Origin of the sequence: Asanoa iriomotensis, assembly GCF_016862515.1 — a bacterium.
GTDB classification, from domain to species: domain Bacteria; phylum Actinomycetota; class Actinomycetes; order Mycobacteriales; family Micromonosporaceae; genus Asanoa; species Asanoa iriomotensis.
Genome location: NZ_BONC01000002.1, coordinates 48,426 through 67,268, shown reverse-complemented (window position 1 = coordinate 67,268; position 18,843 = coordinate 48,426). Strand labels below are relative to the sequence as shown.

At 67.9% G+C, this 18,843-nt stretch carries 24 protein-coding genes and 1 pseudogene; 2 read left to right on the top strand and 23 right to left on the bottom strand.

The features are described from left to right. Window positions 1–69 precede the first annotated feature (69 nt). The 21 genes and pseudogenes from Air01nite_RS02030 to Air01nite_RS01930 all read right to left on the bottom strand — a co-directional run bounded on the left by Air01nite_RS02030 (window position 70) and on the right by Air01nite_RS01930 (window position 12,941). A complete protein-coding gene (locus Air01nite_RS02030; RefSeq protein WP_033342853.1) occupies window positions 70–255 on the bottom strand; it encodes a type Z 30S ribosomal protein S14 in 186 nt (61 codons plus the stop codon). A 4-nt stretch (window positions 256–259) separates the two neighbouring features. Further along, entirely contained in the window at window positions 260–826 is a 567-nt protein-coding gene (gene rplE / locus Air01nite_RS02025) for a 50S ribosomal protein L5 (protein WP_203700035.1), read from the bottom strand. Then, window positions 826–1,140 carry a 50S ribosomal protein L24 gene (rplX, locus tag Air01nite_RS02020; RefSeq protein ID WP_203700034.1) on the bottom strand — a complete coding sequence of 105 codons (315 nt, stop codon included), beginning with the start codon at window positions 1,138–1,140 and terminating at the stop codon, window positions 826–828. The genes rplE and rplX overlap by 1 nt, the downstream gene beginning before the upstream one ends. Before the next feature lie 2 nt (window positions 1,141–1,142). Further along, on the bottom strand, window positions 1,143–1,511 hold the full coding sequence (gene rplN, locus Air01nite_RS02015) for a 50S ribosomal protein L14 (protein WP_089244879.1): 369 nt from the start codon (window positions 1,509–1,511) through the stop codon (window positions 1,143–1,145). 64 nt (window positions 1,512–1,575) lie between these two features. Beyond that, entirely contained in the window at window positions 1,576–1,854 is a 279-nt protein-coding gene (gene rpsQ / locus Air01nite_RS02010; RefSeq protein ID WP_203700033.1) for a 30S ribosomal protein S17, read from the bottom strand. Next, entirely contained in the window at window positions 1,854–2,087 is a 234-nt protein-coding gene (rpmC, locus tag Air01nite_RS02005; RefSeq protein ID WP_203700032.1) for a 50S ribosomal protein L29, read from the bottom strand. Before rpmC ends, rpsQ begins: the two co-directional genes overlap by 1 nt. Further along, window positions 2,087–2,512, bottom strand: a complete 426-nt coding sequence (rplP, locus tag Air01nite_RS02000) for a 50S ribosomal protein L16 (RefSeq protein ID WP_088647000.1) — start codon at window positions 2,510–2,512, stop codon at window positions 2,087–2,089. The genes rpmC and rplP overlap by 1 nt, the downstream gene beginning before the upstream one ends. Window positions 2,513–2,517: 5 nt before the next feature. Next, window positions 2,518–3,429, bottom strand: coding sequence for a 30S ribosomal protein S3 (gene rpsC, locus Air01nite_RS01995; protein WP_203700031.1), 912 nt, complete (start codon window positions 3,427–3,429; stop codon window positions 2,518–2,520). A 113-nt stretch (window positions 3,430–3,542) separates the two neighbouring features. Next, window positions 3,543–4,001: pseudogene (gene rplV / locus Air01nite_RS01990) on the bottom strand (50S ribosomal protein L22); the annotation flags it as partial. Between the two features lie 35 nt (window positions 4,002–4,036). Continuing rightward, window positions 4,037–4,318 (bottom strand): 30S ribosomal protein S19, encoded by a 282-nt coding sequence (gene rpsS, locus Air01nite_RS01985; protein WP_046567212.1) that lies wholly within the window; start codon window positions 4,316–4,318, stop codon window positions 4,037–4,039. 6 nt (window positions 4,319–4,324) lie between these two features. Then, on the bottom strand, window positions 4,325–5,164 hold the full coding sequence (gene rplB, locus Air01nite_RS01980) for a 50S ribosomal protein L2 (RefSeq protein WP_203700029.1): 840 nt from the start codon (window positions 5,162–5,164) through the stop codon (window positions 4,325–4,327). A 12-nt stretch (window positions 5,165–5,176) separates the two neighbouring features. Then, window positions 5,177–5,479 (bottom strand): 50S ribosomal protein L23, encoded by a 303-nt coding sequence (gene rplW, locus Air01nite_RS01975; RefSeq protein WP_203700028.1) that lies wholly within the window; start codon window positions 5,477–5,479, stop codon window positions 5,177–5,179. Continuing rightward, window positions 5,479–6,126, bottom strand: a complete 648-nt coding sequence (rplD, locus tag Air01nite_RS01970) for a 50S ribosomal protein L4 (RefSeq protein WP_203700027.1) — start codon at window positions 6,124–6,126, stop codon at window positions 5,479–5,481. Before rplD ends, rplW begins: the two co-directional genes overlap by 1 nt. After that, on the bottom strand, window positions 6,126–6,785 hold the full coding sequence (rplC, locus tag Air01nite_RS01965; RefSeq protein ID WP_203700026.1) for a 50S ribosomal protein L3: 660 nt from the start codon (window positions 6,783–6,785) through the stop codon (window positions 6,126–6,128). The genes rplD and rplC overlap by 1 nt, the downstream gene beginning before the upstream one ends. Window positions 6,786–6,798: 13 nt before the next feature. Next, window positions 6,799–7,107 (bottom strand): 30S ribosomal protein S10, encoded by a 309-nt coding sequence (rpsJ, locus tag Air01nite_RS01960; protein ID WP_007073037.1) that lies wholly within the window; start codon window positions 7,105–7,107, stop codon window positions 6,799–6,801. Between the two features lie 258 nt (window positions 7,108–7,365). Then, window positions 7,366–8,559, bottom strand: coding sequence for an elongation factor Tu (tuf, locus tag Air01nite_RS01955; RefSeq protein ID WP_203700025.1), 1,194 nt, complete (start codon window positions 8,557–8,559; stop codon window positions 7,366–7,368). 113 nt (window positions 8,560–8,672) lie between these two features. Next, a complete protein-coding gene (gene fusA, locus Air01nite_RS01950) occupies window positions 8,673–10,769 on the bottom strand; it encodes an elongation factor G (protein WP_203700024.1) in 2,097 nt (698 codons plus the stop codon). A 33-nt stretch (window positions 10,770–10,802) separates the two neighbouring features. Further along, window positions 10,803–11,276: a 30S ribosomal protein S7 gene (rpsG, locus tag Air01nite_RS01945; RefSeq protein WP_203700023.1), complete on the bottom strand. Its 474-nt coding sequence runs from the start codon at window positions 11,274–11,276 to the stop codon at window positions 10,803–10,805. A 1-nt stretch (window position 11,277) separates the two neighbouring features. Further along, window positions 11,278–11,652: a 30S ribosomal protein S12 gene (gene rpsL / locus Air01nite_RS01940; protein WP_014440718.1), complete on the bottom strand. Its 375-nt coding sequence runs from the start codon at window positions 11,650–11,652 to the stop codon at window positions 11,278–11,280. Window positions 11,653–12,047: 395 nt separating this feature from the next. Then, window positions 12,048–12,500 carry a hypothetical protein gene (locus Air01nite_RS01935; RefSeq protein WP_239090425.1) on the bottom strand — a complete coding sequence of 151 codons (453 nt, stop codon included), beginning with the start codon at window positions 12,498–12,500 and terminating at the stop codon, window positions 12,048–12,050. Window positions 12,501–12,596: 96 nt separating this feature from the next. Next, complete coding sequence (locus Air01nite_RS01930; protein WP_203700021.1) at window positions 12,597–12,941, bottom strand: hypothetical protein; 345 nt, start codon at window positions 12,939–12,941, stop codon at window positions 12,597–12,599. A gap of 31 nt (window positions 12,942–12,972) precedes the next feature. Here Air01nite_RS01930 and Air01nite_RS01925 point away from each other — a divergent pair, with 31 nt between their 5' ends. Beyond that, a complete protein-coding gene (locus Air01nite_RS01925; RefSeq protein ID WP_203700020.1) occupies window positions 12,973–13,653 on the top strand; it encodes an APH(3') family aminoglycoside O-phosphotransferase in 681 nt (226 codons plus the stop codon). Here the strand turns inward: Air01nite_RS01925 and Air01nite_RS01920 are convergent. Next, on the bottom strand, window positions 13,626–14,213 hold the full coding sequence (locus tag Air01nite_RS01920) for a P-loop nucleotide/nucleoside kinase family protein (RefSeq protein ID WP_203700019.1): 588 nt from the start codon (window positions 14,211–14,213) through the stop codon (window positions 13,626–13,628). The two genes, Air01nite_RS01925 and Air01nite_RS01920, sit on opposite strands and share 28 nt — an antisense overlap. 11 nt (window positions 14,214–14,224) lie before the next feature. Here Air01nite_RS01920 and Air01nite_RS01915 point away from each other — a divergent pair, with 11 nt between their 5' ends. After that, window positions 14,225–14,776: a dihydrofolate reductase family protein gene (locus Air01nite_RS01915; RefSeq protein ID WP_203700018.1), complete on the top strand. Its 552-nt coding sequence runs from the start codon at window positions 14,225–14,227 to the stop codon at window positions 14,774–14,776. 103 nt (window positions 14,777–14,879) lie between these two features. On the opposite strand, the gene Air01nite_RS01910 is transcribed toward Air01nite_RS01915, so the two are convergent. Next, window positions 14,880–18,770, bottom strand: coding sequence for a DNA-directed RNA polymerase subunit beta' (locus Air01nite_RS01910; RefSeq protein WP_203700017.1), 3,891 nt, complete (start codon window positions 18,768–18,770; stop codon window positions 14,880–14,882). Between the last annotated feature and the right edge of the window lie 73 nt (window positions 18,771–18,843).

Sequence of the window (18,843 nt, the reverse complement as noted above, 5' to 3'; positions counted from 1 at the left end):
TCTCGTCAACCTTTCTCGCCGTGGTTCCCCGCCAAGGGCCTGCGGCGAAGCGGCATTTCGGGTGGTGGCTTACCACGAGGCCTTGGACACGCCGGGCAGCTCACCGCGGTGAGCCATCTCCCGGATGCAGACCCGGCAGAGGCCGAACTTGCGGTAGACCGCCTTGGGACGCCCGCAGCGCTGGCAACGGGTGTACGCGCGGACCGCGAACTTCGGCTTCGCGGCGGCCTTGAGGATCAGCGCCTTCTTAGCCATGTGTTCAGTTCTCCTTGAACGGGAAGCCCAGGAACTTGAGCAGCGCCCGGCCCTCGTCGTCAGTCGTCGCGGTCGTGACCACCGTGATGTCCATGCCCCGCACGCGGTCGATCCGGTCCTGGTCGATCTCGTGGAACACCGACTGCTCGGTAAGCCCGAACGTGTAGTTGCCGTTGCCGTCGAGCTTGCGGGCGTCGAGGCCACGGAAGTCGCGGATACGCGGGAGGGCGATCGACAGCAACCGGTCGAGGAACTCCCACATCCGGTCGCCGCGCAGCGTCACCTTCGCGCCGATCGGCATGCCTTCGCGCAGCTTGAACTGGGCGATGGACTTGGTGGCCCGGCGGACCTGCGGCTTCTGGCCGGTGATCGTGGCCAGGTCGCGAACCGCACCGTCGATCAGCTTCGCGTCGCGGGCCGCCTCGCCGACGCCCATGTTGACGACGATCTTGACCAGGCCCGGCGTCTGCATCGGGTTGGCGTACTTGAACTGCTCGCGAAGCTGCCCCACGACCTCTTCGCGGTAGCGCTGCTTCAAGCGCGGCAGCGTCTTCTCGGCTGTCGTGGTCATCACAGGTCCTTACCGGTAGTGCGCGCGATGCGCACCTTCAGGTTGTTCTCGTCGCGGCGGTAGCCGACGCGGGTCGGCTTGCCGTCGGAGTCCAGGACCATCACGTTCGACACGTGGATGGGAGCTTCCTGGGTGACGATGCCGCCGGTCTTTGCGCCGCGCTGCGTCGTGCGGATGCGCTCGTGCTTCTTGACCCGGTTGACGCCCTCGACAATGACCTTGTCCTGGCGCGGCAGGGCCTGGATGACCTTGCCCTTGGCGCCCTTGTCCTTGCCGGCGATGACGACGACCGTGTCGCCCTTCTTCACCTTCATGGCTAGAGCACCTCCGGTGCCAACGAAATGATCTTCATAAAACGCTTGTCCCGCAGCTCACGACCAACGGGCCCGAAGATACGGGTGCCGCGGGGGTCGCCGCCATCCTTGATGATCACGGCCGCGTTCTCGTCGAAGCGGATGTACGAGCCGTCCGGGCGCCGCTTCTCCTTGGCGGTGCGGACGACGACCGCCTTGACGACGTCGCCCTTCTTCACACCGGCGCCGGGGATGGCGTCCTTGACGGTGGCGACGATCACGTCGCCGATGCCCGCGTAGCGCCGACCCGAGCCACCGAGGACCCGGATGCACAGGATCTCCCGCGCACCCGTGTTGTCGGCGACACGCAGTCGCGACTCTTGCTGAATCACGTCTATCTCCTCTGTCTGCCAGTCCTCCGGCGCTGCCGGAGCTTGGAAGAACCGGTCGGCTTACTTACTTCGCGCGCTCGAGGATCTCCACGACACGCCAGCGCTTGGTGGCGGACAGCGGCCGGGTCTCCATGATCAGGATCCGGTCGCCGACGCCACACGAGTTCTGCTCGTCGTGGACCTTGAGCTTGCTCGTACGCCGCAGAACCTTGCCGTAGAGCGGGTGCTTGACCCGGTCCTCGACCTCGACCACGACGGTCTTGTCCATCTTGTCGCTCACCACGAGACCCTCACGGGTCTTGCGGCTGGCTCGCTCGGGAGCGGCAGCGGTGTTCTCAGTCATCACGCAGTCACCTCAGTCGGCGCGGCCGAGAGGCCCAGCTCGCGCTCTCGCATGATCGTGTAGATCCGGGCGATCTCCCGACGGATGACCTGCAGCCGGCGGTTGTTGTCCAGCTGGCCCGTGGCCGACTGCACGCGAAGGTTGAACAGCTCCGCCTTGGCGTCCCGCAGCAGCGAGATCAGCTCCTCTTCCGGGAGCTCACGCAGCTCGGAAGCCTTGGTGCCGCCGGCCATCAGGATTCACCCACTTCGCGCGTCACGATGCGGCATTTCATCGGGAGCTTGTGAATCGCGCGACGCATCGCCTCTCGCGCGATCTGCTCGTTGGGGAAGGACATCTCGAAGAGCACCCGACCCGGCTTGACGTTGGCCACCCACCACTCGGGCGAGCCCTTGCCGGAACCCATCCGGGTCTCAGCGGGCTTCTTGGTCAGCGCCTGGTCCGGGAACACCGTGATCCAGACCTTGCCACCACGCTTGATGTGTCGGGTCATCGCGATACGCGCCGACTCGATCTGGCGGTTGGTGACGTAAGCCGGCTCCAGCGCCTGGATTCCGAACTCGCCGAAGACCACCCGGTTGCCGCCCTTGGACGCGCCGTGGCGGTCCGGGTGGTGCGGCTTGCGGAAGCCCTTCGGGGGCTTACGCGGCATCAGCATGGTGGTCAGCCCTCCTGCTGCTCAGTCGCCGGCGCGGCCGGAGCCGTGCTGGCGGTGTCGTTCGTGGTGGGCTCGGCGGCGTTGGCCGCGCCAGCCGACCCAGCGGCCGGAGCCGCGGGAGCGCCACCGGACTGCTCGGCCTGGGCGGCCTGCTGCGCGGCCCGACCCGCCTCGGTGCCGCCGGCGGTCGTGCCGGACGAGCCGGACCGACCGCGGCGCGGACGCTCCGGACGGTCGCCCCGCTCGCGGCGCGGGCGCGGCGCGCCGGCCTCGGCCGGAGCCTCCCGACCCGGAACCGCGTCGCCCTTGTAGATCCAGACCTTCACGCCGATGCGGCCGAACGTGGTGCGGGCCTCGAAGAACCCGTACTCGATGTTGGCGCGCAGCGTGTGCAGCGGGACCCGGCCCTCGCGGTAGAACTCGGTGCGGCTCATCTCGGCGCCGCCGAGGCGGCCGGAGACCTGCACCCGGATGCCCTTGACGACCGGGTTCTTCATCGCCGACTGCATGGCCTTGCGCATCGCCCGGCGGAAGCTGACCCGGCTCGACAGCTGCTCGGCCACGCCCTGCGCGACGAGCTGTGCGTCGGACTCGGGGCTCTTCACCTCGAGGATGTTGAGCTGCACCTGCTTGCCGGTGAGCTTCTCGAGCTCGCCGCGGATCCGGTCGGCCTCCGCACCCTTACGGCCGATGACGATGCCCGGCCGGGCGGTGTGGATGTCGACGCGGACCCGGTCGCGGGTGCGCTCGATGTCGACCTTGGAAATGCCCGCGCGCTCCAGGCCCTTGGACATCATCCGGCGGATCTTGACATCCTCCGCGATGTAGTCCTTGTAGAGCTTGTCCGCGTACCAGCGGGACTTCCAGTCGGTCGAGATGCCGAGCCGGAACCCGTGCGGGTGAACCTTCTGACCCATTACTCGGTCCCTTCCTCGGCGGTCTCCGTCGCCTCGGTCGCCTTGGCGGCCTTCGTGGCCTTGGTGGCCTTCTTCGCGGCCTTCTTGGCCGGCGCCGGCTCATCAGCCGTCGCCTCGGTGGCCGGCGTCTCCTCGGCAGCGGTCTCCGGCGCGGCCTTGGCCGGCGCCTTCTTGGCCGCCGCGGCCTTCTTGCCGGGACGCTGGGCCGGAGCCACAGCCTCGACCGCCACGGTGATGTGGCAGGTGCGCTTGCGGATCCGGTACGCGCGGCCCTGCGCCCGCGGCCGGAACCGCTTCATGGTCGGCCCCTCGTCGACGAACGCCTCGCTGACGAGCAACGCGTCGGGGTCCAGCCGCTCGTTGTTCTCCGCGTTGGCGATCGCGCTGGCGAGCACCTTGTAGACCTGCTCGCTCGCCGACTGCGGAGCGAACTGGAGCACCGTGAGCGCCTCTTTCGCGGGCAGACCGCGGACGAGGTTGACCACTCGGCGCGCCTTGTTCGGCGAGATGCGCACGTGGCGCGCAACCGCCCGCGCGCCCGGAAGCGCCGGAGCGTCGCCCTTGACTGGCATCGCTGTAACCCCTCTGATCCTCTATCTGCACCGCGTCAGCGGCGGCGGCTCTTCCGGTCGTCCTTCTCGTGACCCTTGAACGTGCGGGTCAGCGCGAACTCGCCGAGCTTGTGCCCGACCATCGCCTCGGTGACGAACACCGGGACGTGCTTGCGGCCGTCGTGCACGGCGATCGTGTGCCCGAGCATCTCGGGGATGATCGTGGAACGGCGCGACCAGGTCTTGATGACGTTCTTGGAGCCCTTGTCGTTCTGCGTCTCCACCTTCTTGATCAGGTGGTCGTCGACGAACGGGCCCTTCTTCAGGCTGCGTGGCATCTGCGGTTAACCCCGCTTCCGGTTGGCGTAACGACGGCGGACGATCAGCTTGTCGCTCGGCTGACCCTTGCGGCGGGTGCGGCCCTCGGGCTTGCCCCACGGGTTGACCGGGTGACGACCACCGGACGTCTTGCCCTCACCACCACCGTGCGGGTGGTCGATCGGGTTCATCGCGACACCACGAACGGTCGGGCGCTTGCCCTTCCAGCGCATGCGGCCGGCCTTGCCCCAGTTGATGTTCGACTGGTCGGCGTTGCCGATCTCGCCGACGGTCGCGCGGCAGCGCACGTCGACCCGGCGGATCTCGCCCGAGGGCATCCGCAGCGTCGCGTACTGGCCCTCACGGCCGAGCAGCTGGATGCCGACGCCGGCCGAGCGGGCCAGCTTGGCGCCACCGCCCGGGCGCAGCTCCACGCCGTGCACCTGGGTGCCGACGGGGATGTTGCGCAGCGGCAGGTTGTTGCCGGGCTTGATGTCGGCACCGGGGCCGGACTCGACCGCGTCGCCCTGCTTCAGGTCCTTCGGCGCGATGATGTAGCGCTTCTCGCCGTCGGCGTAGTGCAGCAGCGCGATGCGCGCGGTGCGGTTCGGGTCGTACTCGATGTGCGCGACCTTGGCCGGCACGCCGTCCTTGTCGACCCGCTTGAAGTCGATGATCCGGTACTGCCGCTTGTGGCCGCCGCCCTGGTGCCGGGTGGTGATCCGGCCGTGAGCGTTGCGCCCGCCCTTCTTCGGCAGCGGGGCCAGCAGCGACTTCTCCGGCGTCGACCGGGTGATCTCAGCGAAGTCGGCGACGCTGGAGCCTCGCCGGCCCGGCGTCGTCGGCTTGTACTTACGGATAGCCATTGTCTATACCCCTCAGCTGACCGGGCCGCCGAAGGCCTCGATACGGTCGCCCTCGGCCAGCTTCACCATCGCGCGCTTGGTGTCCTTGCGCTTGCCCCAACCGGAACGGGTGCGCTTGCGCTTGCCCTCCCGGTTGAGGGTGTTGACGGTCAGCACGCGGACGTTGAAGATCTGCTGAATCGCGATCTTGATCTGCGTCTTGTTGGCGCCGGTGGCCACCTCGAACGTGTACCAGTTGCGGTTCAGCTCGCTGTAGCTCTTCTCCGAGACGATCGGCGCGACGATGATGTCGCGCGGATCCGCGATGGTCGCCATCAGTTCTCCTCCTGCGCGGCCTCGGCCGGCACACCCAGGAACTCGTCCAGGGCGTCCTTGGTGAAGACCACGTCGTCGGCGACCAGCACGTCGTAGGTGTTGAGCTGGCCGGCCTCGATCAGGTGCACCCGCGGCTCGTTGCGCAGCGAGAGCCAGTTGTTCTCGTCGGCCTCGGTCAGCACCACGAGCACCCGCTTGGCGGTGGTCACCCTGGCCAGCGTGGCCAGTGCGGCCTTCGTCGACTTGGTGTCGCCGTTGACGAAGCTCTCGACCACGTGCAGGTGACCGTCGCGGGCCCGGTCGGAGAGGGCGCCACGCAGGGCGGCGGCCTTCATCTTCTTGGGCGTCCGCTGGCTGTAGTCACGCGGGACCGGGCCGTGCACCACGCCACCGCCGGTGAACTGCGGTGCGCGCAGCGAGCCCTGCCGGGCGCGGCCGGTGCCCTTCTGCTTGTAGGGCTTCTTGCCGCCACCGCGAACCTCGCCGCGGGTCTTGGCCTTGTGCGTGCCCTGGCGCGCGGCGGCCAGCTGGGCCACCACGACCTGGTGCATCAACGGCATGTTGGCCTGCACGTCGAAGATGTCGGCGGGCAGCTCGACCGAGCCGCTCTTGCCACCGTCGACGGCGATCACGTCGACCGAGGTCATCACGCACCACCCTTCGTGGCCAGCGTCTTGGCCGCGGAGCGGACCAGGATCAGCGCGCCCTTGGGGCCCGGGATGGCGCCCTTCACGAGCAGCAGGTTGTTCTCGGCGTCGACCGCCTGGACCGTCAGGTTCTGCACGGTGTAGCGGCGACCGCCCATGCGACCGGCCATCCGGACGCCCTTGAAGACGCGACCCGGGGTCGCGCAGGCGCCGATGGAACCGGGCGAGCGGTGCTTGCGCTCGACACCGTGGCTGGCGCGCAGGCCGTGGAAGCCGTGGCGCTTCATGACGCCGGCGAAGCCCTTGCCCTTGGTGCGGCCGGTCACGTCGATCGTCGCGCCGGGCGCGAACGCGTCGACGGTGACCTCCTGGCCGGGCTCGTAGTCACTGGCGTCGGTCGTGCGCAGCTCGACGATGTGCCGTCGCGGCGCGACGCCGGCCTTCGCGTAGTGACCGGCCTTCGGCTTGTTGGCCTTGCGCGGGTCGATCGCGCCGTAGGCGAGCTGCACGGCCGAGTAGCCGTCCTTGTCACCGGTGCGGACCTGGGTCACGACGCAGGGGCCGGCCTGGACCACGGTGACCGGGACGACGCGGTTGTTGTCCCAGACCTGGGTCATGCCGAGCTTGGCGCCCAGGATGCCCTTCACTTGCCTGTCCATGAGTTCGCAGTCCCTACAGCTTGATCTCGATGTCGACACCGGCCGGCAGGTCGAGGCGCATCAGCGAGTCGACCGTCTTCGGCGTCGGGTCGATGATGTCGATCAGCCGCTTGTGCGTGCGCATCTCGAAGTGCTCGCGCGAGTCCTTGTATTTGTGCGGCGAGCGGATGACGCAGAAACGGTTGATCTCCGTGGGCAGCGGCACCGGGCCCGCGACCTGCGCCCCGGTGCGGGTCACCGTCTCGACGATCTTGCGCGCCGACGAGTCGACGACCTCGTGGTCGTAGGCCTTGAGCCGGATGCGGATCTTCTGTCCCGCCATGGTGGCTTCTGTTCCTTCTCTCGATGCCGCTCTTGTCGTGGGTTTGACCCCACTCCTCCGACCCCCGCGGTCGGGCGTGTCGCGCCCTGTGGCCAGGCTCCGCCGCAAAGCGGCGGTGTCCTTCGGGGGCCGAGCGCCTCTAACGAGGCGCCACGCGCGAGGGTGGCTGTCAACCCAGGGGCGACAGCCACCCGTCGCGTACGCAACCTGACTAGTATGCCGGATCGACTCCGGCAGGTCTAATCGGGGGTTACCTGTTTACTTGATGATCTTCGTGACGCGACCGGCGCCGACCGTGCGGCCACCCTCACGGATCGCGAACTTGAGGTTCTCGTCCATGGCGATGGGCTGGATCAGCTTGACGGTCATCGTCGTGTTGTCGCCCGGCATGACCATCTCGGTGCCCTCAGGCAGCGTGACGACGCCGGTGACGTCCGTGGTCCGGAAGTAGAACTGCGGACGGTAGTTCTGGAAGAACGGGGTGTGCCGGCCGCCCTCCTCCTTGGAGAGGATGTAGACGGTCGCCTCGAACTCCGTGTGCGGGGTCGAGGTGCCCGGCTTGACGACGACCATGCCGCGCTCGACGTCCTCGCGCTTGATGCCGCGCAGCAGCAGACCGACGTTCTCGCCCGCACGGGCCTCGTCGAGCAGCTTGCGGAACATCTCGATGCCGGTGCAGACCGTCTTCATCGACTTCTCCTTGATGCCGACGATCTCCACCTCCTCGTTCGGCTTGAGGATGCCGCGCTCGGCGCGGCCGGTCACGACGGTGCCACGACCGGTGATCGTGAAGACGTCCTCGATGGGCATGAGGAACGGCTTCTCGGTCTCGCGCTCGGGCTGCGGGATCGCGGTGTCGACCGCGTTCATCAGCTCCATGAGCTTGTCGGTCCACTCGGGGTCACCCTCGAGGGCCTTGAGCGCCGAGACGCGCACGACCGGCAGGTCGTCGCCCGGGTACTCCTGAGCCGAGAGCAGCTCGCGGACCTCGAGCTCGACCAGCTCGAGCAGCTCCTCGTCGTCGACCATGTCGCTCTTGTTGAGCGCCACGACGATGTAAGGAACGCCGACCTGGCGAGCCAGCAGCACGTGCTCGCGGGTCTGCGGCATCGGGCCGTCGGTCGCCGCGACCACCAGGATCGCGCCGTCCATCTGCGCGGCACCGGTGATCATGTTCTTGATGTAGTCGGCGTGACCGGGGCAGTCGACGTGCGCGTAGTGCCGCGCCTCGGTCTGGTACTCGACGTGCGCGATCGAGATCGTGATACCGCGGGCCTTCTCCTCCGGCGCCTTGTCGATCTCGTCGAACGGCGTGTAGGGGTTCACGTCCGGGTACCGGTCGTGCAGGACCTTGGTGATGGCCGCGGTCAGCGTCGTCTTCCCGTGGTCGATGTGACCAATGGTGCCGATGTTGACGTGCGGCTTAGTCCGCTCGAACTTCGCCTTCGCCACTGGTGTCCTCCTCAAGGACTTCTTGTTCCGTGCGTCCCCGGCACCCTATGGCACCGACGACAGTGTCTACTTTGTGGGTGCTGGGACGATGAAGTCCCAGCACCCTCACACAGCTATTCGCCAGTTGCCTTGGCGATGATCTCCTTCGCGACGTTCTGCGGAACCTCGGCGTAGGAGTCGAACTGCATGCTGTAGCTAGCCCGGCCCTGGGTCTTCGACCGCAGGTCACCGACGTAGCCGAACATCTCCGACAGCGGCACCAGGGCCCGGACGACGCGAGCGCCGGAGCGCTCCTCCATCGCCTGGATGATGCCGCGGCGGGAGTTCAGGTCGCCGATCACGTCGCCCATGTTCTCCTCGGGCGTCGTGACCTCGACGGACATCATCGGCTCGAGCAGTGCCGGGTCGGCCTTGCGGGCCGCCTCCTTCAGCACCATCGAGCCGGCGATCTTGAACGCCATCTCGGACGAGTCGACCTCGTGGTACTGACCGTCGAGCAGGGTCAGCTTGAGGCCCACCAGCGGGTAGCCGGCGAGGATGCCGTACTGCATGGCGTCCTGCGCGCCCGCGTCCACGGAAGGGATGAACTCCTTCGGGATGCGGCCACCGCTGACGGCGTTCGCGAACTCGTACGTGGGCGAGTCGTTGTCGAGCGGCAGCGGCTCGAGGCTGACGATCACCCGGGCGTACTGGCCGGAGCCGCCCGTCTGCTTCTTGTGGGTGTATTCGATCTTCTCCACCTTGCGGCGGATGGTCTCGCGGTAGGCCACCTGCGGCTTGCCGACGTTGGCCTCGACGTTGAACTCACGCCGCATCCGGTCGACCAGGATGTCGAGGTGGAGCTCGCCCATGCCGGAGATGACCGTCTGCCCGGTCTCCTCGTCGTTGCGAACCCGGAAGGTCGGATCCTCCTCGGCGAGGCGCTGGATCGCGGTGCCCAGCTTCTCCTGGTCGGACTTGGTCTTCGGCTCGATCGCGACCGAGATGACCGGCTCCGGGAACGTCATCGACTCCAGGATGACCGGGCTGGCCGGGTCCGACAGCGTGTCGCCGGTGGTGGTCTGCTTGAGACCCTGCACGGCGATGATGTCACCAGCCTGCGCCGTCCCGCGCTCTTCGCGCTTGTTGGCGTGCATCTGGTAGATCTTGCCGATCCGCTCCTTGCGGTCCTTGGTCGAGTTGATGACCGGTGAACCGGAGTCGATCGTGCCGGAGTAGACCCGCACGTAGGTGAGCTTGCCCAGGTGCTTGTCCGTCTGGATCTTGAACGCGAGCGCCGAGAACGGCTCCGAGTTCGACGGCTTGCGCTGGAGCGGGGTCTCACCGTCGGTGGCGACGCCCTCGACCGCCGGGATGTCCAGCGGCGACGGCAGGTAGTCGACGACCGCGTCGAGCATGGGCTGCACGCCCTTGTTCTTGAAGGCCGAACCGGTGAGCACCGGGTTGGCCTTGCCCGCGATCGTGGCGCGGCGGATGCCGGCCTTGATGTCCTCGACGGTGAGCTCCTCACCCTCGAGGTACTTCTCGGTGATGGTGTCGTCGACGTCGGCGAGGGTCTCGATCAGCTTCTCGCGCCACTCGGCGGCCTGGTCGGCGAGGTCGGCCGGGATCTCCTCGACCGCGTAGTCCTCACCCTTCTGGGTCTCGCCGCGCCAGGTCAGCGCGCGCATCCCGATCAGGTCGACGACGCCGATGAAGTCGGACTCGTTGCCGATCGGGATCTGCAGCACCAGCGGGGTCGCGTTGAGCCGGTCGATCATCATCTGCACGCAGCGGAAGAAGTCGGCACCGGTGCGGTCGAGCTTGTTGACGAAGCACATCCGCGGAACGTTGTACTTGTCGGCCTGCCGCCAGACGTTCTCGGTCTGGGGCTCCACGCCGGCGACGCCGTCGTAGACGGCCACCGCGCCGTCGAGGACCCGCAGCGACCGCTCGACCTCGACCGTGAAGTCGACGTGGCCGGGCGTGTCGATGATCTGGATCGTGTGATCCTTCCACTCGCACTTGGTGGCGGCGGAAGTGATCGTGATGCCCCGCTCCTGCTCCTGCTCCATCCAGTCCATGACGGCAGCGCCCTCGTGGACCTCACCGATCTTGTACGTGATGCCGGTGTAGAACAGGATCCGCTCGGTGGTCGTGGTCTTACCAGCGTCGATGTGCGCCATGATGCCAATGTTGCGAACCCTGGCGAGCGCGTCTGCGGCGGCCACTTCAATCCCTCTTCGTCGTCGTTCGGTGGGTGGTTACCACCGGTAGTGGGCGAAGGCCTTGTTGGACTCCGCCATCTTGTGCGTGTCCTCGCGTCGCTTCACCGCGGCACCGAGGCCGTTGCTGGCGTCGAGCAGCTCGTTCATGAGGCGCTCGACCATGGTCTTCTCCCGGCGGGCCTTCGAGTACTGCACCAGCCAGCGCAGACCGAGCGTGGTCTGGCGGGGCGCGCGCACCTCGATCGGCACCTGGTAGGTGGCGCCACCGACACGGCGGCTCTTCACCTCGATGGCCGGCTTCACGTTGTCCATCGCCCGCTTGAGGATGACGACGGGGTCGGTGCCGCCGCTCTTCTCACGAGCGCCCTCGAGCGCGCCGTACACGATGCGCTCGGCGAGCTGCCGCTTGCCGCGCAGCAGGATCTTGTTGACCAGCTGGGTCACCAGCGGGGAGTTGTACACCGGGTCCGCGACGAGCGGACGGCGGGGAGCAGGTCCCTTACGCGGCATGTCAGCTCTTCTCCTTCTTGGCGCCGTAGCGGCTGCGGGCCTGCTTGCGGTTGCGGACACCCTGGGTGTCGAGCGAGCCACGCACGATCTTGTAACGCACGCCGGGAAGGTCCTTCACCCGGCCGCCACGCACGAGCACGATCGAGTGCTCCTGCAGGTTGTGGCCGACACCGGGGATGTAGGCGGTCACCTCGATCTGGCTGCTGAGCTTGACGCGGGCGACCTTGCGCAGCGCCGAGTTCGGCTTCTTCGGGGTGGTGGTGTACACGCGGGTGCACACGCCGCGCCGCTGAGGGCTGCCCTTCAGCGCCGGGGTCTTCGTCTTGCTCGTCTTCGCCTGCCGGCCCTTGCGGACCAGCTGCTGAATGGTTGGCACCGGGTTTTCCGCTCCCTTCGGCCGCTTCCTCGCGGCCGCGCCTGTCGCCTCAACCGCCCGGGTGGACGGTTCTCCAACACTCCGACCGGGCCAGGTGCTCCCGGTACCCGCGGTCGGGCGTGTCGGCCTTTCCACGGTCCCCGTGCGCGCTGACGCGAGCCCGGGATTTCTGCCATTGTTCGTGCTCACGCACTCGGCGGCTGGTCGCTGCCTGGCCAGAACGGTGCGCGCACGCACGGATTGCCCGGGCGAGCCCGGGCACGAAAGGAAAGAGTACCCATCGCGAGCGCGCAGGTCAAAACCCCTGTGACACCCGCGGTTGGTCCCTATCTCCGTCAATTGTAGCGACTGTCCCGGCGCACTGCCGAGCCAGGCACTTTGCCCGGAAGGCCCGCTTACACGGCGAGTTGGAGCGCGAGCGCGGCGAAGAACGCGATCAAGGCGATGACCAGCCCGACGATGCCGCACACCACGCCCGCGGTGGCCAGCCCCTTGCCCTGGAACCGCATCGAAGCGGCCGGCCCGACCTGCCGGATCTGCCGCCGCGCGAGCACACCGAGGGCCACTCCCGCCACACCCGCGGCCAGCGCCAACACGGCGAACGCCCCGGCCGCCCAGGCACCCCAGCCGCTCTCCGCGCCGACCAGCCCGAAGCAGAGCACGACCAGGGAGACGACGATCGAGGCGATGCCGGAGATCAGCCCGCCGATGGCCAGACCGGAGGTCGCCGGCGGCACCTCGAGATGCACGATGCCGAACGCCGTGCCGGCGACCGGATCGACCCGCCGGGCCCGTTGCTGACCGTCCGACGGAGGCGGCGGCACGGAAAGGGGTCTCGGTTGATTCACCGGGTACGAGGGTCCGCCCTGCTGCGCCACGCACACGAGCATGCCATGCCCAGTCACCCACCCCGGCACAGAGTTCGCCGAGGTTTCACACGGCGGTCAGTCGACCCCGGGCCCGAAGTCCTGCACACCGCCCGGATTGGTCGAGCCGAGGATGCCGATGACCGTGAGGATCACGATGGTGGCGATCGCGAGCATGATCCCGATCCAGGCCATCCGCTCGCCGCGGTGCAACCAGACGCTGCCGGTCAGATAACCCCGCGAGGCGTACGCCTCCCGCCGCGCCTGCCGGGCGAGCAGCAAGGCGACGGTGGCGGGCACGATCCCACCGACGAACACTCCGGTAACGGCGGCAAGGAGCCCGAGCCCGAAGACGGCGCCGGCCTTGGTGGCCCGCACCGGATCAGGATCAAGCGGATGCCGCAGCGCCTCCGTGGGTTGCACGCTCCCGACCCTATCCGCCCATCATGACCGTGTGACCGAATGGCTCCCGGTACGCACGGGCAAATCCGGCGCCCAGGTCTGGCGCAGCACCGACGCCTACCGCAAACACGGCGACCCGACCGAGATCGCCGCCGAAGCGGCCCGCCTGACCTGGCTCGCCGCCCAGGGCTTCCCCTGCCCGGAAGTCCTGGACCACGAACCGGGCCGCCTGACCACCCGCGCCCTGCCCGGCCACCCGGCCCCGGCGGGCTCCCCCGCCGTGGCCGCGGCCATCGGCGAGCTGCTCCGCACCCTCCATGACCTCCCGCCGGCGACCTGTCCGTTCGACCACCGCCTAGCGATCACGGTCGCGCACGCGGAGGCGAACGCCCGGGCCGAGCGGATCGAGCTCACCGACCTCGACGCCGGCCGGACGGGCTGGTCGGCGGCTCAACTGCTCGCCGAACTCCACGCCACCCGCCCACAGGCACCGGAGGACCTGGTCGTCGGCCACGGCGACCCATGCCTACCGAACATCCTCTTCGACGACCAACTCAGACCAACAGGCGTCGTCGACGTCTCCCGCCTGGGGATAGCGGACCGCCACAACGACCTGGCCATCGCCACAAGAAGCAAGACCACCGACGCCGAACCCCTCCTGAGGGCCTACGGCCTCCCCCACCCGGACCCAGCGAAGATCGCCTTCTACCGCCTACTGGACGAGTTCTTCTGACCAACAAACCGCACGATCTCGTCCAGCCCGGGGTCATAGCCATCGCTGGTATCCACGCGGATCTCCGGAACACCCAACACAACCCGCTCGAACGCCCGCACCACCCACTGCGCGTCGGCATGCGCCGGGCGCGTACGCCCGCCGACCCGCTGCTCGATCACCTCGTCAGCGGCGTAACACTGCACGACCTTCACGTCGGCCAGCGGCAACAGCGGCCGAAGCCCCTGCCGCCAAAGCCGATCCTGAAAAGCAGCCTCGGCAACCGTGGTGACACCCGCTGCCAGCAAGAGCCGCAGAGCGCCGAAGAACGTCTCGTAGGCACGCCAAGCGACGTCGTCAGACAACTCAGGCACATAGTGGGCGTCCCCGTGGACCATGCCTTCCTTGATCTCATCGCGACAGATCGCGGGACACCCGACCGCCGAAGCCAGCGCATGCGCCAACGTGGTCTTCCCGCTCCCAGGCGGCCCACTGACCACGACGAGCAAAGGCAATCTGGACACCACCCGGCTATAGCGTCCGATCAGGACCGACTCCAACGGAGGCCAACGTGCCAGCATCAGTGCTCTTCATGTCCGTCTCGGTGGACGGCTACATAGCGGACCCGAACGACACCCTCGGCGGCGAGGACGGCAACCGCCTCCACCACTGGGGCCTGCACCCGGACGGCGAAACCTTCCGCACGGACGGCACAGCGGGCCAACTACTGGCCGAATACAACGAGACCGGCGCCGTGGTAGCCGGACGACGCACGGTCGAAATCGTCGACCACTGGGGCGGCACCCACCACGGCATGCCCATCTTCGTCCCCACCCACCGCCCACCAGGCAAAACTGCCGCCAACTACCCCCAGGTCACCTACGTCCAAGACGGCATAGAAAGCGCCATGACCCAAGCCAAGGCGGCGGCCGGCGACAGAAACGTGCTGGTGCACGGCGCCTACACAGCCCAACGAGCGCTGGAGGCCGGAGTACTGGACGAGATCCAGTTACACCTGATCCCGGTACTGCTAGGCCAGGGCCGCCGCCTCTTCGACGTACTCCCAAGGGAGATCGAGTTGGAAATCGCCCGTGTAACCAACACCCCGGAAGCAACCCACATCCGCTACCGCGTGAAGCGATAGCAACCCACAGCGGCGCCCAGCCAATGGACTGTGACCCACGGCCAAACAAGGAAGGGCGCCCTCCCAAACAGGGAGAGCGCCCGATCCTTGGCAAGGACGACGACTACCGGTAGGACCCGAAGTCGAAGTCGTCGAGCGGAACGGCCTGGCCGCCGGCCGGGCCGAACCCGTAGTCGGTCTCGGGGTACCCGGTCATCGAGTACACCTTGGCCTTCGCCTCCTCGGTCGGCTCGACCCGGACGTTGCGGTACTTGCTGATGCCCGTACCCGCCGGGATGAGCTTGCCGATGATCACGTTCTCCTTCAGGCCGATCAGCGAGTCGCTGCGGGCGTGGATCGCCGCGTCCGTCAGCACCCGGGTGGTCTCCTGGAAGGAGGCCGCCGACAGCCACGAGTCCGTGGCCAGCGAGGCCTTGGTGATGCCCATCAGCACCGGACGACCCGCCGCGGGCTCGCCGCCCTCGGACACGAGCCGGCGGTTCTCCGACTCGAACAGTGCCCGGTCGACCAGCACACCCGGCAGGAACTCGGTCGAGCCGGAGTCGATCACGGTCACCCGCTTGAGCATCTGGCGGATGATGATCTCGATGTGCTTGTCGTGGATGAGCACGCCCTGCGAGCGGTAGACCTCCTGGACCTCGTGGGTCAGGTGGACCTGGACCGCGCGCGGACCGAGGATGCGCAGCAGCTCGTGCGGGTCGATGGTGCCCTCGGTGAGCTTCTCGCCCACCTCGACGTGGGCACCGTCGGCCGCCCGGAGCTTGACGCGGCGGGACACCTTGTCGTGGACGATCTCGTCGCTGCCGTCGTCCGGCACGATGATGATCTTCCGCGAGCGCTCGCCGTCCTCGATCCGGATGCGGCCCGGAGACTCCGCGATCGGCGCCTTGCCCTTGGGGACACGGGCCTCGAAGATCTCCTGGACACGCGGCAGACCCTGGGTGATGTCCTCACCCGCGACGCCACCGGTGTGGAAGGTACGCATCGTCAGCTGCGTGCCAGGCTCACCGATCGACTGGGCGGCGATGATGCCGACCGCCTCGCCGACGTCCACGGTCTTGCCGGTCGGCAGCGAACGGCCGTAGCAGGCCGCGCAGACGCCCAGCTTGGACTCGCAGGTCAGCACGCTGCGCACCCGCACGGTGTCGACACCGGCGGCCACGAGCTTGTCGACCAGGATCGAGTTGAGGTCGGCGCCCCGCTCGACCACGAGCGAGCCGTCGGCACCCTTGATGTCGTCGGCCAGCGTCCGGGCGTGCACACCGGTCTCGGCGTGCTCGTGGACGATCAGCTTGCCGTCGGGGGTCGTGGTGCCGACCTGCATGGTGATCGCCCGGTCGGTGCCGCAGTCCTCCTCACGGATGATCACGTCCTGCGAGACGTCGACCAGACGACGGGTCAGGTAACCCGAGTCGGCGGTACGCAGCGCGGTGTCGGCCAGACCCTTGCGGGCACCGTGCGTGGAGATGAAGTACTCCAGCACGGACAGACCCTCCCGGTACGAGGCCTTGATCGGCCGCGGGATGATCTCGCCCTTCGGGTTGGCCACCAGACCACGGATCGCGGCGATCTGGCGGAGCTGGAGGAGGTTACCGCGAGCACCCGAGTTGATCATCTTCCACAGCGGGTTCTCCTGCGGGAGGGCCGTCTCCATCTCCTTGGCGACCTCGTTGGTCGCCTTGGTCCAGATCTCGATCAGCTCGCCACGCCGCTCCTCCGCGGTCATCAGACCACGCTGGTACTGCTTGTCGATCTGCTCGGCCTCGCGCTCGTAACGCTCCAGGATCTCCCACTTGCGCGGGGGCTGGATGACGTCCTCCATGCCGATCGTCACGCCGGACCAGGTGGCCCAGTGGAAACCGGCCTCCTTGAGCCCGTCGAGGGTCGCGGCCAGCGCCACCTTCGGGAACCGCTCGGCGAGGTCGTTGACGATCGCCGAGAGCTGGCCCCGCCGGATCTCGTAGTTCACGAACCGGTAGCCCGGAGGCAGGGTCTCGTTGAACAGGATCCGGCCCAGGGTGGTGTCGACGGTCAGCTGGTCGCCGGCCGTCCACTCCTCCGGGACCTCCCACTTGGGCTGGCCCGCGCCGTTGTCGACCTCGACAACGTTCTGGAGCCGGACCTTGATGGGCGCCTGCAGGTGCAGCTCGCCGTTGTCGAACGCCATCCGCGCCTCGGCGTCCGAGCTGAACGCCCGGCCCGCGCCCTTCTCCTCCGGGGAGAAGTGGGTGAGGTGGTAGAGGCCGATGACCATGTCCTGGGTGGGCATGGTGACGGGCTTGCCGTCGGCCGGCTTGAGGATGTTGTTCGACGACAGCATCAGGATCCGCGCCTCGGCCTGCGCCTCGGCGGACAGCGGCACGTGCACCGCCATCTGGTCACCGTCGAAGTCGGCGTTGAAGGCGGTGCAGACCAGCGGGTGGATCTGGATCGCCTTGCCCTCGACCAGCTGCGGCTCGAAGGCCTGGATGCCGAGGCGGTGCAGCGTCGGCGCGCGGTTGAGCAGCACCGGGTGCTCGCCGATGACCTCTTCGAGCACGTCCCACACGACCGGGCGCTGACGCTCGACCATCCGCTTGGCGGACTTGATGTTCTGTGCGTGGTTGAGGTCGACGAGCCGCTTCATCACGAACGGCTTGAACAGCTCGAGCGCCATCTGCTTGGGCAGGCCGCACTGGTGGAGCTTGAGCTGCGGGCCGACGACGATGACCGAACGGCCGGAGTAGTCGACGCGCTTGCCGAGCAGGTTCTGCCGGAACCGGCCCTGCTTGCCCTTGAGCATGTCGGACAGCGACTTCAGCGGGCGGTTGCCAGGGCCGGTGACCGGCCGGCCGCGGCGGCCGTTGTCGAACAGCGCGTCGACGGCCTCCTGCAGCATCCGCTTCTCGTTGTTGACGATGATCTCGGGCGCGCCCAGGTCGATCAGGCGCTTGAGCCGGTTGTTCCGGTTGATCACCCGGCGGTACAGGTCGTTCAGGTCGCTGGTGGCGAACCGGCCACCGTCGAGCTGGACCATCGGCCGCAGGTCCGGCGGGATCACCGGAACGCAGTCGAGCACCATGCCGAGCGGCGAGTTGCGGGTGTTGAGGAACGCCGCGACGACCTTGAGCCGCTTGAGCGCACGGATCTTCCGCTGGCCCTTGCCGGTGCGGATGATCTCGCGCAGCAGGTCGGCCTCGGCGTCGAGGTCCATGTTCTCCAGCAGGGCCTTGATCGCCTCGGCACCCATGCCGCCGGTGAAGTACTCACCGAACCGGTCGCGCAGCTCGCGGTAGAGCAGCTCGTCGGTGACCAGCTGCTTCGAGTCCAGCTTGCGGAAGGTGTCGAGCACCTCGTCGAGGCGGTCGATCTCGCGCTGCGCCCGGTCGCGGATCTGGCGCATCTCGCGCTCTCCGCCCTCCTTGACCTTGCGGCGCACGTCGGCCTTGGCACCCTCGGCCTCGAGCTCGGCCAGGTCGGCCTCGAGCTTGGCGGCGCGACCCTCGACCGCGGAGTCACGGCTGTTCTCGGACTGCCGCTTCTCGGCGAGGATCTCGTTCTCGATGGTGGACAGGTCGCGGTGACGGGCCTCGGTGTCCACGCTGGTGACAACGTAGGACGCGAAGTAGATGATCTTCTCGAGGTCCTTGGGCGCGAGGTCGAGCAGGTAGCCGAGGCGGCTCGGCACGCCCTTGAAGTACCAGATGTGCGTCACGGACGCGGCCAGCTCGATGTGACCCATCCGCTCACGCCGGACCTTGGACCGGGTCACCTCGACGCCGCAGCGCTCACAGATGATGCCCTTGAACCGGACGCGCTTGTACTTACCGCAGTAGCACTCCCAGTCCCGCTGGGGACCAAAGATCTTCTCGCAGAAGAGCCCGTCCTTTTCCGGCTTCAGGGTGCGGTAGTTGATCGTCTCGGGCTTCTTGACCTCGCCGTGCGACCACTGACGGATGTCGTCAGCCGTGGCAAGGCCAATGCGCAGCTCGTCGAAGAAGTTGACGTCGAGCAATTTATGTCCCTCGAGTCTGTCGTTGCTCTTTACCTACCGGGCGGGGCAGCCGGGGCTCCTGGTCGGGAGCCCC

Bases quoted from the DNA above. Each gene is read 5' to 3' on its own strand.
- Air01nite_RS02030 (WP_033342853.1), bottom strand. From the start codon at position 255: ATGGCTAAGAAGGCGCTGATCCTCAAGGCCGCCGCGAAGCCGAAGTTC.
- rplE (WP_203700035.1), bottom strand. From the start codon at position 826: ATGACCACGACAGCCGAGAAGACGCTGCCGCGCTTGAAGCAGCGCTAC.
- rplX (WP_203700034.1), bottom strand. From the start codon at position 1,140: ATGAAGGTGAAGAAGGGCGACACGGTCGTCGTCATCGCCGGCAAGGAC.
- rpsQ (WP_203700033.1), bottom strand. From the start codon at position 1,854: ATGACTGAGAACACCGCTGCCGCTCCCGAGCGAGCCAGCCGCAAGACC.
- rpmC (WP_203700032.1), bottom strand. From the start codon at position 2,087: ATGGCCGGCGGCACCAAGGCTTCCGAGCTGCGTGAGCTCCCGGAAGAG.
- rplP (WP_088647000.1), bottom strand. From the start codon at position 2,512: ATGCTGATGCCGCGTAAGCCCCCGAAGGGCTTCCGCAAGCCGCACCAC.
- rpsC (WP_203700031.1), bottom strand. From the start codon at position 3,429: ATGGGTCAGAAGGTTCACCCGCACGGGTTCCGGCTCGGCATCTCGACC.
- rpsS (WP_046567212.1), bottom strand. From the start codon at position 4,318: ATGCCACGCAGCCTGAAGAAGGGCCCGTTCGTCGACGACCACCTGATC.
- rplB (WP_203700029.1), bottom strand. From the start codon at position 5,164: ATGGCTATCCGTAAGTACAAGCCGACGACGCCGGGCCGGCGAGGCTCC.
- rplW (WP_203700028.1), bottom strand. From the start codon at position 5,479: ATGGCGACCATCGCGGATCCGCGCGACATCATCGTCGCGCCGATCGTC.
- rplD (WP_203700027.1), bottom strand. From the start codon at position 6,126: ATGACCTCGGTCGACGTGATCGCCGTCGACGGTGGCAAGAGCGGCTCG.
- rplC (WP_203700026.1), bottom strand. From the start codon at position 6,785: ATGGACAGGCAAGTGAAGGGCATCCTGGGCGCCAAGCTCGGCATGACC.
- rpsJ (WP_007073037.1), bottom strand. From the start codon at position 7,107: ATGGCGGGACAGAAGATCCGCATCCGGCTCAAGGCCTACGACCACGAG.
- rpsG (WP_203700023.1), bottom strand. From the start codon at position 11,276: ATGCCGCGTAAGGGACCTGCTCCCCGCCGTCCGCTCGTCGCGGACCCG.
- Air01nite_RS01920 (WP_203700019.1), bottom strand. From the start codon at position 14,213: ATGCTGGCACGTTGGCCTCCGTTGGAGTCGGTCCTGATCGGACGCTAT.
- Air01nite_RS01915 (WP_203700018.1), top strand. From the start codon at position 14,225: ATGTCCGTCTCGGTGGACGGCTACATAGCGGACCCGAACGACACCCTC.